The 15,625-nt window shown below is 69.5% G+C and carries 7 protein-coding genes; 2 read left to right on the top strand and 5 right to left on the bottom strand.

Annotation, left to right across the window (positions count from 1 at the left end; all coding sequences use genetic code 11):
• Window positions 1–73: 73 nt before the first annotated feature.
• From ASC87_RS01685 to ASC87_RS01675, 3 genes are read right to left on the bottom strand one after another with little or no spacing between them, the layout of a single operon-like run.
• Window positions 74–550, bottom strand: a complete 477-nt coding sequence (locus ASC87_RS01685) for an acyl-CoA thioesterase (RefSeq protein WP_056655586.1) — start codon at window positions 548–550, stop codon at window positions 74–76.
• A 19-nt stretch (window positions 551–569) separates the two neighbouring features.
• A complete protein-coding gene (locus ASC87_RS01680) occupies window positions 570–1,649 on the bottom strand; it encodes a hypothetical protein (protein WP_056655582.1) in 1,080 nt (359 codons plus the stop codon).
• Between the two features lie 12 nt (window positions 1,650–1,661).
• On the bottom strand, window positions 1,662–4,004 hold the full coding sequence (locus tag ASC87_RS01675; RefSeq protein WP_056655579.1) for a Tex family protein: 2,343 nt from the start codon (window positions 4,002–4,004) through the stop codon (window positions 1,662–1,664).
• A 102-nt stretch (window positions 4,005–4,106) separates the two neighbouring features.
• Between ASC87_RS01675 and ASC87_RS01670 the strand changes: the two genes are divergently transcribed.
• Window positions 4,107–5,792, top strand: a complete 1,686-nt coding sequence (locus ASC87_RS01670; RefSeq protein ID WP_056655576.1) for a hypothetical protein — start codon at window positions 4,107–4,109, stop codon at window positions 5,790–5,792.
• Here ASC87_RS01670 and ASC87_RS01665 read toward each other — a convergent pair.
• Window positions 5,782–7,944: a response regulator gene (locus ASC87_RS01665; RefSeq protein WP_056655573.1), complete on the bottom strand. Its 2,163-nt coding sequence runs from the start codon at window positions 7,942–7,944 to the stop codon at window positions 5,782–5,784. The two genes, ASC87_RS01670 and ASC87_RS01665, sit on opposite strands and share 11 nt — an antisense overlap.
• Entirely contained in the window at window positions 7,941–12,854 is a 4,914-nt protein-coding gene (locus tag ASC87_RS01660) for a HAMP domain-containing protein (RefSeq protein WP_056655570.1), read from the bottom strand. The genes ASC87_RS01665 and ASC87_RS01660 overlap by 4 nt, the downstream gene beginning before the upstream one ends.
• 138 nt (window positions 12,855–12,992) lie before the next feature.
• Here ASC87_RS01660 and ASC87_RS31470 point away from each other — a divergent pair, with 138 nt between their 5' ends.
• A complete protein-coding gene (locus tag ASC87_RS31470; protein WP_056655567.1) occupies window positions 12,993–15,614 on the top strand; it encodes an ATP-binding protein in 2,622 nt (873 codons plus the stop codon).
• Window positions 15,615–15,625 lie beyond the last annotated feature (11 nt).

Below are 15,625 nucleotides of genomic sequence, written 5' to 3'. Positions count from 1 at the left end.
CAGGGTGCCTTTCTCGCTCTTGCTCGTTGAATGTGCGGGGATTGTAGTGCAGCAGCGCCCCGGCGTGGGGCTTTCAGGTCTTGACGGCCTGGTAACGGGCTTCCAGTTCCTGGCGCAGTTGCCGGCGCACCTGGGCGGCGTTGCTGCGCCGGATTTCCTCGGCCGTCTCGGGCACCAGGGGCTTTACCTCCACCGGCTTGCGGTCGTCGTCCACGGCCACCATCGTGAAGAAGCAGCTGTTGGCGTGGCGCACGGTCTGCGAGCGGATGTCCTCGGTGATCACCTTGATGCCCACCTCCATCGACGTGCGCCCGGTGTGGTTCACCGACGCCAGGAACGTCACCAGCTCGCCCACGTGGATGGCCTGGCGGAACGTGACCTGGTCCACCGACATGGTGACCACGTAGCGCCCGGCATAGCGGCTCGCGCAAGCGTACGCCACCTGGTCCAGCAGCTTCAGGATGGCGCCGCCGTGCACGTTCCCGGTGAAGTTCGCCATGTCGGGTGACATCAGCACCGTCATCGTCAGTTGGTGGGTCGGGAGGTCCATGGCGGTTGTGTCTCAGGGGTCAGAGGGGATCGGCAAGCACCGGGCGGCCATCGGCGAGCTCGGCGAATTCGTCGCGCAGCCGCTGGCTCTCGTGCACGGCGCGGGTCCACGCCGCCGTGCGGCCAGCAAGATCCTCGCCATAGTGCGTGAAATCGGCCCGGTCAGGCAACTTGCCGTTCGGCAAGGCGGCGATCCATTCCGGCCGGGGCGACACCACGACGACGTTGGCGAGGTGGCTGCTCGCCCGGTGGCGGTGTTTCAGCACCTTGTCGAGCCAGCCGGGGATCACGGTCTTCTGGAAGTGCGGGTAGAGCGTGAGCCCGTCGGCCATCGAGGCGTAGTTCAGGTGCAGATGGTAGTCGGTGATGCCACCGTCCCAGTAGGCGCCGCGCGGCGCGCCGGGGATGTCGTGCACGGCATCGAGCCAGAACGGGATCGAGCAGCTGGCCAGGATGCTGGGCGCCAGGTTGCCGGCATCGAGGGCCACGCTGTGGGTGCGGTAGTCGCGCAGGTGCAGCGGCAAGGGGTCGCGTGTATCGGAAAACACCACCCGCTCCAGCCACGCGCCCATGGCGCGGCGGCTCACCGCGTTGGTGGCAAACGCGCCCAGGTAACCGAGCGGCGTGGTCACCTTCGAGAACGCCCGCCCTTCGCGGCGCAGCACGTGGCGCCCGCGGCTCGTGAACACGTGCAGGCGAAAGCGCGGGTGGGACAGCACCTCGGCCTCGCGGCCACCGAAGTGTTCGGCCAGCTTGCCCGAAAACGCCTCGGACACATGCCGGGCCGTGGGCCGGCGCCCGGGCTCGTGGGGATAGTCCTGGTGGATGTAGTCGTGGCCCATGCGGGCCAAGGCTGCAGCCGGATCGGGCAGGCAGGCGCTGGCCATGCGCCACGCGCCGATGGACGCGCCCAGCAGGTGCACCGGGTGACCGGTGCCCGCCAGCCAGTCGCCGAAGAGGTACTGGTCGAGCGGGTTGAGCACGAGGCCCTTCGGGCCACCCGCAGCGCCGGGGATGGCCCGCACGTCGGACGGGCGCAGGCCACGCTCGCGCAGCTGTGCGAGCGCACGCGGCCCGGCGTGGATCTGCAGCGCCTTCATGAAGCGCAGGTGTCAGCGCTTGAGCTTCGCGAACGCCGCGGCCATCGCCGAACCGCCCGCCGGCTGGGCCGGGGCGGCATTGCGGTGGCCACCACCGCCCACCCGCTCGTTGCGCGCGGCCGGCCGGTGCGAGTTGTCGCCCGAACGTTCGCCACGCGGCGCCACCGGGGCGTCGAGCTTCATCGTCAGCGAGACGCGCTTGCGGGCGAGGTCCACCTCGAGCACACGCACCTTGACGATGTCGCCCGTCTTGACCACCTCGCGGGCGTCCTTGACGAACTTGTTGCTCAGCTGGCTCACGTGAACGAGCCCGTCCTGGTGCACGCCCAGGTCCACGAACGCGCCGAACTCGGCCACGTTGCTGACCGTGCCTTCGAGGGTCATGCCCGGCTGCAGGTCCTTCAGGTCCTCGACACCGTCGTTGAACCGGGCCACCTTGAAGTCGGGGCGCGGGTCGCGTGCGGGTTTTTCGAGTTCGCTCAGGATGTCCTTGACCGTGATGGCACCGAACTTCTCGGTGGCAAAGGCCTCGGGCTTGAGGGTGCGGATCACGTCGCTGCGGCCCATCACCTCGGCCGCGGGCTTGTTGACGGTGGTCAGGATCTTCTCGACGACGGGGTACGTCTCCGGGTGCACGCCGGACTGGTCGAGCGGGTTGTCGCCGTTGCGGATGCGCAGGAAACCGGCACTCTGCTCGAACGTCTTGGCGCCGAGGCCGCTCACGTCGAGCAGTTGCTGGCGGTTGCGGAACGCGCCGTTGGCATCGCGCCAGCGCACGATGCTGCCGGCCACCGCGTTGCTGAGGCCCGACACGCGGGACAGCAGCGGCGCGGAGGCGGTGTTGAGGTCCACGCCCACGGAGTTCACGCAGTCTTCGATCACCGCGTCGAGGCTGCGCGCCAGCTCGCTCTGGTTCACGTCGTGCTGGTACTGGCCCACACCGATGCTTTTCGGGTCGATCTTGACCAGTTCGGCCAGCGGGTCCTGCAGGCGGCGGGCGATGCTCACGGCGCCGCGCAGGCTCACGTCCAGGTCGGGCAATTCCTTGCTCGCGTACTCGCTCGCCGAGTACACCGACGCGCCGGCCTCGCTCACGACCACCTTCTCGATGTGCGTGCCCGGCGCGAGTTGCTGGATGCGCTTGATGAGGTCGGACGCGAGCTTGTCGGTCTCGCGGCTGGCGGTGCCGTTGCCGATGGCGATCAAGTTCACGCCGTGGGTGGCGCACAGGCGGCCGAGGGTGTGGATGGAACCTTCCCAGTCCTTGCGCGGCTCGTGCGGGAACACGGTATTGGTGTCGAGCACCTTGCCGGTGGCGTCGACGATGGCCACCTTCACGCCGGTGCGGATGCCGGGGTCGAGGCCCATCACCACGCGCGGGCCGGCCGGTGCGGCGAGCAGCAGGTCACGGAGGTTTTCCGCGAACACCTTGATGGCCACCTTCTCGGCCTCCTCGCGCAGGCGCGAGAAGAGGTCGCGTTCGAGGCTCAGGCTCAGCTTGACCTTCCAGGTCCAGGACACCGTCTTGCGGATCAGGTCGTCGGCCGGGCGCTTGGCGTGGCTCCAGCCGAGGTGGATCGCGATGCGGCCCTCGGCCTTCGACGGTTGCCCGGGCTGCAGTTCTTCGTCGAGAACGAGCTTGGCATCCAGGAATTCCTGCGTGCGGCCGCGGAACACGGCGAGCGCGCGGTGCGAGGGCACGCGGGCGATGGGCTCGTCGTAGTCGAAGTAGTCGCGGAACTTCGCCACGTCGGCGTTGTTCTCGTCCTTGCCGTCCATCAGCTTGGAGCGAAAGAGGCCCTCGTCCCACAGCCACTCACGCAGCTTGCGCACCAGCGCAGCATCCTCGGCCCAGCGTTCGCTGAGCAGGTCGCGCACGCCGTCGAGCACCGCGAAGGCGTCGGCAAAACCGCCTTCGGCATTGATGAAGGCCGGTGCCTCGGCGGCAGGGTCGAGCGTGGGGTCGGCGAAGAGCTTGTCGGCCAGCGGCTCGAGGCCGGCTTCGCGGGCGATCATGCCCTTCGTGCGGCGGCGCGGCTTGTACGGCAGGTAGATGTCTTCCAGTTCCTGCTTCGTGGGCGCACCCTCCACCGCGGCTCGCAGCTCGGGCGTGAGCTTGCCCTGCTCGTCGATGCTCTTGAGCACCGCGGCGCGGCGGTCTTCGAGCTCGCGCAGGTAGCCGAGGCGGGATTCCAGCTCGCGCAGCTGGATGTCGTCGAGGCCGTCGGTGGCTTCCTTGCGGTAGCGGGCGATGAATGGCACCGTTGCACCGCCGTCGAGCAGCTCCACCGCGGCGTTCACTTGGGCCGGCCGGCACTTCAGCTCGGCGGCAATCTGCAGAAGGATCTTGTCCAAAACAAAAGGCCCTTCGGACGGGCAAAGCGGGAAAGCGGGGAAGTTTGCCACACCGCGAGGTGCCCAATCCCCTGCCGGCTTCGGCCACAATCCGCGGTCGCGATGTTCCCCGATGCCATGGCCCACGAACCGCCGACCACCGCCTCCACCCGAATCCTTGCCGCGGCACTGCTCGCCGGCGTCCCCGCTGCCGCGCAGGCCCATGCCTACGAGACCGGGGTGGTGCTGCTCGCCGCGGCGTCCTTCATCGGGTTCGTCTTCGCCGTGAAAACCCTGTTCGCGCCCTGGTTCGCCACGCGCAGCGGGTGCCGTTCGGCGTCGTGGCCCCTGGGCCTGGCACTGGCGTTCGGGGCGGTGGCGCTGGCCGCTGTGCTGGTGGCCGTGGTGGGGCCCGACACGCCGGGCTGGCGTGTTTCCGCGATCGCCTGGAACGCCCTCGTGCTGGCCACGCTCGGTACCGGCGTCGCTGTGGTGTGCGGGCTCGTGCTGCATGGCCGCGACGGGGCGTTGCCCCGGGTGCAGCAGGGCCTCGCGATCGCCTGGCTCGTGCTGGTGCCGCTCACCACCCAATGGGACCGCCTCACGCGCCACCACCACGTCGAACCACCGGGCGCCGACGACGTGCGGTCCGTTCAACTGCGCGCGCTCACCGCAGCGGAGGCCGGCCCCCGGCTCACGGACCGTCGCCCGGCCACCGGCCAGTGCACGCTGCGTGTGAGCCGGCCGGGCGACGAAGCGCCCTGGCTGATGGCCCTGTACGGACGGGACACCGGCGCGCCGCAGGACCGCCTCACCGCCCCCGGGGCGTGGCGCGGCCGCGGTGCCACGCTCATCGGCCTGGCCGATGGCACGCTTGGGCTGCAGGACAACGGCGGCCTCGTGCGGCGCCATGGCCTGAACTGGCAACTGGACGTGGGCCGCCCGTGGTCGTGGCCGCAGGTGGAGGCCGCCCATGCGGCCTACCTCACCGAAGCCGCACGCCGGGCCGAGCTGGCCGGGCGCGAAGCCGCCTGGCGGGCCGCCGACAAGCAGTTGCAGCTGATCGGGCACACCGTGCCTGACCCCCACGCGGAATCCCCGCTCCGGCTGCAACCCGAAAGCGCGTTCGACCGCCTCGAGGCGCCAGTGCCCGCCCGGGCACTGGCCGATGCCGGCCTGGTCTGCACCCGGTCCATGACGGCATCGAGCGGCTGGCAGTGCACGGACACGCGGGCCGCCTGGATCTGCCCCGTGGTGCACCTGTCCTCGCTGTGTGAAGTGCCGGGCCGCCGGGTAGCAGGCACCGTGATCAACCTGCAGGCCGGTGTGCCGGCCGGTGACACCGGCAGCGACACCTCCTGGTTCCTGTTCCGTGCGAACCCGCCGGCCTGCGTGCTGCTGAGCCGGCGGCTCACCGACGCGGCGGTGCGCGCCCGAAGCGGCGATGGCCTGGTGACCTGCGACACGACTGGCACCGACCCCACGCGCCCGGTACCCACGCTCATGGCCCACCTGCCAATGCCCACCGAGAGCGACCGCAGCCACCTGGCGGACCGCGTGCGCGACCTGCGCTCCGTGCTGGACGACGCCGCACGGGCCATCCAGCCGCCCGAGGCCACACCGCTGCCCTACCGCGTCAACGCCATCACGCGCGGCGAGCTCGACTGCGACGCCACGGCAGGCCCATGCCGCCGATTCGCCGCCGAACTGGTGTCGGACGGCACCCCCATCGAGATGGCCGAACGCTGCAGCGACGGGGCCACGGCCGCCGCCCACTCCCGCTTCGCCGACCCGCTGTTCAAGCCGTGAACGGCCGGGCCCGGTGCGCCGTGTCGTGCGGTGCGTCGCGCCACCGGGCGATCAGCTCGGTGAGCTTCACCGGTTCGGCGGGCTTGATCAGGTGGGCATCGAAGCCCGCGTCGAACGCGCGCTGGCGCTCCACCTCCTGCCCGTAGCCGGTGACGGCGATCATCAGCGCCCCGGCCGTCTCCGGCAACTGGCGCAGCCGCGTGGCCAGCTCGTAGCCGTTCATGCCCGGCAAGCCGATGTCGAGCACCACCACCTCGGGTGCGTACACGGGCGCACTGGCCAGCGCCTGCAGTCCGTCGAACGCGGTCTTGACTTCGTGGCCGGCAATCTCCAGGCACATGGCGGTGGTGGACGCGGCGTCGCGGTTGTCGTCGACCACGAGCACGCGGCAACCGGTCACCGGCCGAAGCGCCACCGGCGGCTCGGACTGCACCGGGCTGTTGGGCACCTCGCTCAGGCACGGCAGCAGCACGCGGAACCGGGAGCCGTGCCCCATCCCGTCGCTGGCCACGGTCACCTCGCCCTTGTGCAGGTGCACGAGCCGCTGCACCAGCGTCAGGCCCACGCCCAACCCACCCTGGCTGCGGTCGAGTGACCGCTTGCCCTGCTCGAACAGGTCGAAGATGTTGGGCAGCAAATCGGGGTCGATGCCGACGCCGGTGTCGGTCACCGTGATGACCGCCAGCCCATCCGCCACGTCCAGCGACAGGCCCACTTCCCCTCCGTTTTCAGTGTATTTGGCCGCGTTGTGCAGCAGGTTGGACACCACCTGGGCCAGCCGGGCCGGATCGCCGCGCAGCCACACCGCACCTTCCGGCACGTGGTGGCTCACGCGGTGGGCCCGGGATTCGAGCGCCGGGCGGGCGGTTTCGAGCGCCATCGCGATGACCGAGCGCAGGTCGAGCAATTCGGTGCGGAGCGAGATCTTGCCCTGGCTGATACGGGCTACGTCGAGCAGTTCCTCGACCAGGCGGGTCAGGTGGTTGACCTGGCGGCCGGTGACGTCGGTGGCCCACGACAGCTTGGGATCGGGGGGCGCCACGCGCCGGATCACCTCCAGGGCGTTGCGGATGGGTGCGAGCGGGTTGCGCAACTCATGCGACAGCATCGCAAGGAACTCGTCCTTGCGCTGGCTCGCCTCCTGCAGCTTCGCCTCCGCCGCGCGGCGATCCTCGATCTCCACCTGCAGGCTGCGGTAGAGCCGCGCATTCTCGAACGCGATGGCGGCCCGCTCCACCAGGTCTTCCAGCGTGCCCCAGTGCAACGCGCTGGCCGCCTGGCGCACGGGGTCGATCCAGAGGGCCCCCAGCACCCGCTGGCCGATCATCAGCGGCAGTGCGGCGGCAGGCGGTCCCCAGCCACCGGGTCTGGTCGACTGGCGTGCCACCTGCACGATGCGGCGCTCGGCCATGGCCCTGGCCATCGCGTCGTGTTCGTCCGCAGCCAGCGCTGCGGTGTCGCACGCGGTCACTACCAGCGGCTGCCCCTCGCCGCGAAACACCCGGGTGTGTTCGTCGCGGTCGTCGGGCAGCACGAGCGTGGCACGGTCCGCCAGGCGTGGCACGACGAGGTCGATGAACTGCCTCGCCCCCACCTCGAGGTCGAGCGAGCCGCCCAGCACGCTGCTCGCGTGCGACAGGAAGCCGGAGCGCTGGGTGGCATCCTCGGCCGCCGCCCGCGCCGCCTCGGCCGTGGCGAGGGCCACGCGTTCGTCGGCCTGGGCCCGCAGGCGGCGCTGCATCAGGTGGAGTTCGACGAACACCTTGACCTTCGAACGCAGCACCTCGGGCACGACCGGCGACAGGATGTAGTCCACCGCACCGAGCTCGTAGCCCCGCACGGTCTGCACGTCGTCGGCGTACGAGGTGATGAAGATGATGGGCGTGTGCGCCGAGCGCTTGTAGCGCCGGATCAGGCCGGCCGTCTCGAAGCCGTCGATGTCGGGCATGTTGACGTCGAGCAGGATCACGGCAAACTCGCGCCGCAGGATCTCGCGCAGCGCTGCACTGCCCGAACGCACCGACACGATGTTCTGCCCGAGTTCCTCCAGCACCGTCTCGAAGACGAGCAGCTTCTCGGGCATGTCGTCGACGATGAGGATGTCGCTGCGCTCGCCCGGGTCGTTCGCCAGTTCGGCGAAGGTGCTGTTCAATGGCACAGCCACCCCCGCAGCACGGCCAGCAAGTGCTGCGGGTCCACCGGCTTGGCCAGGTAGTCCCACGCGCCGGCCTCGATGCACTTCTGGCGGTCGCCCTTCATCGCCTTGGCGGTCACCGCCACCATGGGCAGGTCGCGCCCGCGCGGCAGCTTGCGGATCTCGCGCATGGTCGCCATGCCGTCCATCTCCGGCATCATGATGTCCATCAGCACGATGTCGATGCTCGGGTCGGCCTCCACCAGGCGGATGGCCTCGCGGCCGTTGTCGGCCGACACGATCACCATGCCCTCGCTGTCCAGCACGGTGGCCAGCGCGAAGATGTTGCGCATGTCGTCGTCCACCAGCAGCGCCTTCTTGCCTTCGAGCGCACGGTGGGCACCGAGCACCGCGTCCACCGCACGCCGTTCGTCTTCCGACATGCGCCCCGGGTTGCGGTGCAGCACCGACGTGGTCTGCGCCAGCGTCGCGGCCCAGGAATCGGATTGCCGCAACGCGAAACGGCCGGCCACGCCACGCCATGGGCTGTCGTAGCTGCCATGGGGCGCATGCAGCACCACGGCCACCGGGCACACGCCGCCCCGCTTCTCCATCGCCTCGATCACGTCTTCCGGGCCGAAGTCCTTCAGGTCCGCATCGACCACCACCGCATCCACGGTGGCAAGCGACCGGAGCGCCGCCTCGGCGTCCTCGACGACGACGGTCTCGATGCCGTCGTCGAGCCGGGACAGGAAGTCCGAACGCTGCGGCGACACGGGCATGGCCACGAGCAGCCGGCGGCTGTCGCGGTCCGCGTAGCGGTACAACTCGCGTGCCGCGACGTCCACCGCATCCTTCGACTGCAGCGGCTTGGCCAGGAACCCGACGGCACCGAGGTGCAGCGCGCGGTCGCGAGATTCGTCGGTGGACACCACGCAGATGGGCAGGTGGCGCGTGGCCTGGTCGGTCTTGAGGCGGGCGAGCACCCGCCAGCCCTGCATGTCGGGCAGGAAGATGTCGAGCGTGATGGCCGCGGGGTGGTATTCGCGCACCATCGTCAGCGCACCCGCGCCCGTGCCGCTCACGAGGCCCTTGAAGCCGGCGAGCCGGGCCGCATCGAGCAGCACCTTGGCAAAGGCCAGGTCGTTCTCGACGATGAGCAGCACGCGGTCACCGGACGAGATGTCGTTGCGGTCGTCGTCGGCCGTGTTGGCAAACACCACCGATGCGGGGTCCTCGCCCTCCTCGTCGCGCGGCAACGGCATCGCCACTGCGCCTGGCGAGGCCTGCGCCGGTGGCCTCGGGCGATCGCCAGCGGCCGGCAGGCGGCCCTGGCGCGACGGCCGCACCACCGAGTAGTTCAGCGGCAGGTACAGCGTGAAAGTGCTGCCCGAGCCCGGTGAACTCACGAGCCGGATCTCCCCGCCGAGCAGGCGCGACAGTTCGCGGCTGATGGCCAGGCCGAGGCCGGTGCCGCCGTACTTGCGCGACGTGGAGCCATCGGCCTGCTGGAACGCCTCGAAGATGATCTGCTGCTTGTCGGCCGAGATGCCGATGCCGGTGTCGGCCACCGAGAACGCCACCACCTGGCTCGCGCGGTTGAGGCCTTCGTTGTCGGCCGCCCAACCCTCGGTGACCCCGCTGATCGAAAACGCCACGTGGCCGTGGTGCGTGAACTTGAATGCGTTGGACAGCAGGTTCTTGATGATCTGCTGCAGCCGCTTGACGTCGGTGACCAGCGCCTTCGGCGCCGCCGCCCCGGCGGTGACGATGAAGTCCACGTGCTTGGATTCGGCGAAGTGGCGGAAGCTGCGTTCGACCGAGCGGGTGAGGTCCTCGATGCGCAGTTCGCTCACGTCCACCGCGACCGTGCCCGACTCGATCTTGGACAAGTCGAGGATGTCGTTGATCAGCATCAGCAGGTCGTTGCCGGACGCGTGGATGGTCTTCGAGAACTCCACCTGCTTCGGCGAGAGGTTGCCGTCGGTGTTCTTGCACAGCTGGTCGGACAGGATCAGCAGGCTGTTGAGCGGCGTGCGCAGCTCGTGCGACATGTTCGCGAGGAACTCCGACTTGTACTTCGAGGTCAGCGCGAGCTGCTCGGCCTTTTCCTCGAGCGCCTGGCGGGCCTGCTCCACTTCCTGGTTCTTTCGCTCCACCTCCTGGTTCTGGTGGGCGAGCAGCCGGGCCTTTTCCTGCAGTTCCTCGTTGGTCTGCTGCAGTTCCTGCTGGCGGTTCTGCAGTTCCTCCGCCAGGGACTGCGATTGGGTGAGCAGGTCTTCCGTGCGGGAGTTGGCCTCGATGGTGTTGATCACGATGCCGATGGACTCGGTCAGCTGCGTGAGGAAGGCCTCGTGCACCGGGTTGAAGCGCTGCAGCGACGCCAGCTCCAGCACGCCCCGCACCGCCCCTTCGAACACCACCGGCAGCACCAGCACGTCGAGCGCGGCGTTTTCGCTCAGGCCCGACGCGATGCGGAAGGCCGCGGATGGCACATTGGTGAGCAGCACCTTCTGCTTGTCGAGGGCACACTGCCCCACGAGGCCCTCGCCGAGCGCCACCTGCTTTCCGTGCATCTGCTGGCCGCCCGACGCGTAACTCGCGAACAGCTCCAGGCGCGGCACCTCGGCCCCCATGCGCAACACGTAGAACTCGGCCTGTTGCACCCCCACCACCGGCGCCAGCTCGGACAGGATCAGTTGCCCCACGGCCACCAGGTCGCGCTGCCCCTGCAGCATGCGGGTGAACTTCGCCAGGTTGGTCTTCAGCCAGTCCTGCTCGGTGTTCTTCTGCGTGGTGTCCTTCAGGTTGCGGATCATCTCGTTGATGGTGTCCTTGAGCGACGCCACCTCCCCCTGCGTGTCCACCGTGATGGACCGCGTCAGGTCGCCCTGGGTCACCGCGGTGGCCACCTCGGCGATGGCACGCACCTGGGTGGTCAGGTTGGCGGCCAGTTCGTTCACGTTTTCGGTGAGCCCCTTCCACGTGCCCGAGGCCCCCGGCACCTTGGCCTGGCCACCGAGCTTGCCCTCCACGCCCACCTCGCGGGCCACAGTGGTCACCTGGTCGGCAAAGATGGCCAGCGTGTCGGTCATGCTGTTGATGGTGTCGGCCAGGGCGGCGATCTCGCCCTTGGCCTCCACCGTAAGCTTCTGCTTGAGGTCACCGTCGGCCACCGCGGTCACCACCTTCGCGATGCCGCGCACTTGCGACGTGAGGTTGCCGGCCATGAAGTTCACGTTGTCGGTCAGGTCCTTCCACGTGCCGGACACGCCGGTCACCTGGGCCTGCCCGCCCAGCCGCCCTTCGGTGCCCACCTCCCGTGCCACGCGGGTCACCTCGGCGGCAAACGACGACAGCTGGTCCACCATGGTGTTGATGGTGGCCTTCAGCTCCAGGATCTCGCCCTTCACGTCCACCGTGATCTTCTCGGACAGGTTGCCCGCGGCCACGGCCTTCGTCACGTCAGCGATGTTACGCACCTGGCTCGTGAGGTTCGACGCCATCAGGTTCACCGAATCGGTCAGGTCCTTCCAGGTGCCGGCCACACCCTGCACGTCGGCCTGGCCGCCGAGCTTGCCCTCGGTGCCCACCTCGCGGGCCACGCGGGTCACTTCCGCGGCGAAGGAGCGGAGCTGGTCCACCATGGTGTTGATGGTGTTCTTCAGCTCGGAGATCTCGCCCTTCACGTCCACCGTGATCTTCTTGGAGAGGTCTCCCGCAGCCACCGCGGTGGTCACCTCGGCGATGTTGCGCACCTGGGAGGTCAGGTTGCCGGCCATGAAGTTCACCGATTCGGTCAGGTCCTTCCAGGTGCCGGCCACGCCCTGCACGTCGGCCTGACCGCCCAGCTTGCCTTCGGTGCCCACCTCGCGGGCCACGCGGGTCACTTCCGCGGCGAACGACCGGAGCTGGTCCACCATCGTGTTCACGGTGTTCTTCAACTCGAGGATCTCGCCCTTCACGTCCACCGTGATCTTCTTGGAGAGGTCACCCGCGGCCACCGCCTTCGTCACGTCGGCGATGTTGCGCACCTGGGACGTGAGGTTGCCGGCCATGGAGTTCACCGAGTCGGTCAGGTCCTTCCACGTGCCCGACACCCCCTCCACCCGCGCCTGGCCGCCGAGCGAACCTTCGGTGCCCACCTCGCGAGCCACGCGGGTCACTTCCGAGGCGAACGACCGCAGTTGGTCCACCATGGTGTTGATGGTGTTCTTGAGGGTGAGGAACTCGCCCTTCACGTCCACGTCGATCTTCTTGGACAGGTCGCCCTTGGCCACGGCGGTGGTCACGTCGGCGATGTTGCGCACCTGGTCGGTCAGGTTGCCGGCCATCGAGTTCACCGAGTCGGTCAGGTCCTTCCAGGTGCCGGCCACGCCCTTGACCTTGGCCTGGCCACCGAGCTTGCCTTCGGTGCCCACTTCGCGGGCCACCCGCGTCACCTCGGCAGAGAAGTCGCCGAGCTGGGCCACCATGGTGTTGATGGTCTTGGCCGTGCGCAGGAACTCGCCTTCGAGCGGGCGCCCCTCCACCTCGAGGGCCATGCTCTTGTTCAGGTCGCCCTGGGCCACCGCACCGATCACCCGGGCCACCTCGCTCGTGGGATGGACCAGGTCGTCGATCAGTGCGTTGATGCAGTCGATGGATTCGCCCCAGAATCCGCGGGCCTCGCGCAGCGACGCCCGCTGCTTGAGCTTGCCCTCCTTGCCCACCACCTGGCGCAGCCGGGCCAGTTCCTCGGCCATGGCGGCGTTCTGCTCGACCACGTCGTTGAAGGCATCGGCGACCTTGCCGGCCACGCCAGGCCACTGCAACGGCAGCCGGACCGCCGCGTCTCCCTTGCGGAGGGCCGTCAACGCGGCCAGCACGGCCACCCATTGCGCCTCCTCGTTTCGGGTCAGGACGGTCGGGGTGTCGAGCACGTTCATCAGGGCGTCTCCAGAAGGCCGGGGCAGCGGTCCGTTGATTGTGGACACCGCCCCGGCAGCCAGCAAGGAAATTCGGATTTCGTCACATGCCCGGGACAGGCGGTGCCGGACGGCAGCGGTTGTACGGATAATGAAGAAATGCTTCGATCCGGATATTTCTTCGGCCGCCTGCTGGCGGCTGCGGTGGCGCTGCTGGCCCCGCTCGTCGCCCTGCATGGCTACACGCTCTACCAGCAGAACGAACGCGCCGAGGCGCTGGCATACCGTTCCGTCTCCGAGCGGGCGACGGAGCAGGCCAAGGGCGTCGAGGCGCTGCTGCACCGCACCAAGAAGCTGGTGGACGTGCTGGCCGCCCGGGCCGACCTGGCCACGCTCGACCCGCAGCGCTGCGCCGACGTGCTGGGTGGCATGGCCACCACCGACCCGCTCTACGCCAACCTGCTCGTGATCGCGGCCGACGGCGCCCTGGTGTGCGCCGCGGTGCCGCCCGCCCGTGACCAGCCGGCCGTCACGTTTGCCGGCCAGCCGTGGTTCATGGCCGCGGCGGCGGCGGACGGCCCGTCCCTCGGACGGCCGTTCCCCGGCCCCATCGCCAAGGCGCCGGTCAGCGCCGTCAGCGTGCCGTTGCGGGATGCGAGCGGCAAACGGGTGGGCCTCGTGGCCGCCACGATCCAGCTCGTCCGCTTCGCGGACCTGCAGCTGTCCCAGGGGCTGCCGCCCGGTGGCAGTGTCACGGTGGTGGATGAACACGACATCGTGCTGTCCCGCTTCCCGGACCCCAACCGCTGGATCGGACAACCCACCCCGCGCAGCGTGCAGGCCATCCGCAAGGAAAGCCCCCACGGGGTGGTGGTGGTGGCCGGTGCGGACGGTGTCACCCGCGTCTACGCCACGGTGCCGGTGGGCGTGCACGGGCTGCGCCTCGCCGCCGGCGTGCCCACCGACTACGTGTTCGCGAGCCCCCGCGCCGCGCGGATGCAGGGGTACGTGGTGGCCGGCCTCACGATCTTGCTGGCCACCGTGCTGACATTCCTGCTGGCCCGCGCGTTGGCCCGCCCGCTGCAAAGCCTGGGCCGCACGGCCAAGGACTGGGCGTCGGGTGCCCGCGGCACACGCGCCGATGAGCGCCTGCCGGGCGAGTTCCGCACGCTGGCCCGCGAGTTCAACGCCATGATCGATGCCCGCGAGGCCAGCGAAGCGCGGCTCGTGGAATCCGAACGTCGCTACGCCGCCATGCTCGACGGGGTGGACCTGCTGGCCATCAACGTGGCGCTGGACGGCCGGCTGCTGTATGCCAACGATGCGCTGTCGCGCCTCACGGGCTGGTCCTCCGGCGAACTGCTCAACGGCGACTGGACCCGCCTCGTGCTGCCGCCCGACTCCACCGACATCTTCGCCGGGCTTCGCACCATGGCCGCCCGCGAGTTCCCGGTGCCCCCGCGCCAGGACGGCATCATCGTCACCCGCGACGGCCGCAAGCGGCGCATCCGCTGGTCCAACGCACCGCTGCGGTCGGCGGGCGGTGACCTGATCGGCATCACCAGCATCGGCGAGGACGTGACGGAGCGGCACGAGGCGGAACTCGCCCGCCAGGCCAGCGCCCGCGCCGAGGCGGCCAACCAGGCCAAGACGGAATTCCTGGCCCACATGAGCCACGAACTGCGCACGCCACTGAACGCCGTGCTCGGCTTCTCGCAGTTGCTGCAGCTCGAAACAGGCAGCCGGCTCGACGACACCCAGCGCCACCACCTCGGGCTGATCCACCTCGCCGGTGTCCAGCTGCGGTCGCTGATCGACGACGTGCTCGACGTCTCGCAGATCGAATCCGGCCGGCTGGCCATCAACCTGGAGACCGTGGACGTCGCCGGGCTCATCGAGGACGTGCTGAAACTGAGCGCCCCGAATGCCGAGGCGGAACACATCCGCCTGGAAAGCGCCGGGCCCGCCCCGGCCATCGCGCTGCGCACCGACCCGGTCCGCCTGCGCCAGGTGCTGCTGAACCTCGTGTCGAACGGCATCAAGTACAACCGGGCCGGCGGCCACGTGCGCATCGCTGCGCGCACACAAGGTGACACGCTCGAGATCGACGTGAACGACAACGGCCTCGGCATGAGCGCCGACCAGTTGGGCCAGCTGTACGAGCCCTTCAACCGCCTCGGCCGCGAGCGCGGACCGGTGGCCGGCATGGGCATCGGCATGGCACTCTCGCGCCAGCTCGTCCGGCTGCTGGGCGGGGACATGCTGGTCGACAGCGCGCCAGGGCGTGGCACCCGGGTGACGGTGACGCTCAGGGGCGCCATCTCACGTTCGGTACCGCTCGCGGCATTCTCCTCCGGCCTCCACCCCCCGCAGCGCCACGGGGAACCGTCGGGCACCGTGCTCTACATCGAGGACAACGCCGCCAACACCCTGATTGTGCAGGAACTGCTCGCGCAGTGGCCCGGCGTGCGCCTGCTGCTGGCCGCCGACGGGCGCACCGGCATCGCGATGGCACGCCAGAGTGCGCCCGACCTCGTGCTGCTCGACATGCGCCTGCCCGACCTGCACGGCATCGAGGTACTGGCCGCACTGCGCACGGAACCGCTCACCGCCACCATCCCGGTGGTGTCGCTGTCGGCCAGCGCCATGCCCGAGGAGGTGGATGCCGCCCGGGCAGCCGGTGCCACGGCGTACTGGACCAAGCCGATCGACTTCGCCCCGTTCCTCAAGGGTGTGTCGAACCTGCTGGCCAAGCGGTCCACGCGCTTCCCGCCGGGCTGAGAGACACTGGG

This window comes from Rhizobacter sp. Root1221, assembly GCF_001425785.1.
Lineage (GTDB): Bacteria > Pseudomonadota > Gammaproteobacteria > Burkholderiales > Burkholderiaceae_C > Rhizobacter.
Note: the sequence above shows the minus strand (reverse complement) of the source record. Positions and strands in the feature narration are given on the sequence as shown.

Bases quoted from the DNA above. Each gene is read 5' to 3' on its own strand.
- ASC87_RS01685 (WP_056655586.1), bottom strand. From the start codon at position 550: ATGGACCTCCCGACCCACCAACTGACGATGACGGTGCTGATGTCACCC.
- ASC87_RS01680 (WP_056655582.1), bottom strand. From the start codon at position 1,649: ATGAAGGCGCTGCAGATCCACGCCGGGCCGCGTGCGCTCGCACAGCTG.
- ASC87_RS01670 (WP_056655576.1), top strand. From the start codon at position 4,107: ATGTTCCCCGATGCCATGGCCCACGAACCGCCGACCACCGCCTCCACC.
- ASC87_RS01660 (WP_056655570.1), bottom strand. From the start codon at position 12,854: ATGAACGTGCTCGACACCCCGACCGTCCTGACCCGAAACGAGGAGGCG.
- ASC87_RS31470 (WP_056655567.1), top strand. From the start codon at position 12,993: ATGCTTCGATCCGGATATTTCTTCGGCCGCCTGCTGGCGGCTGCGGTG.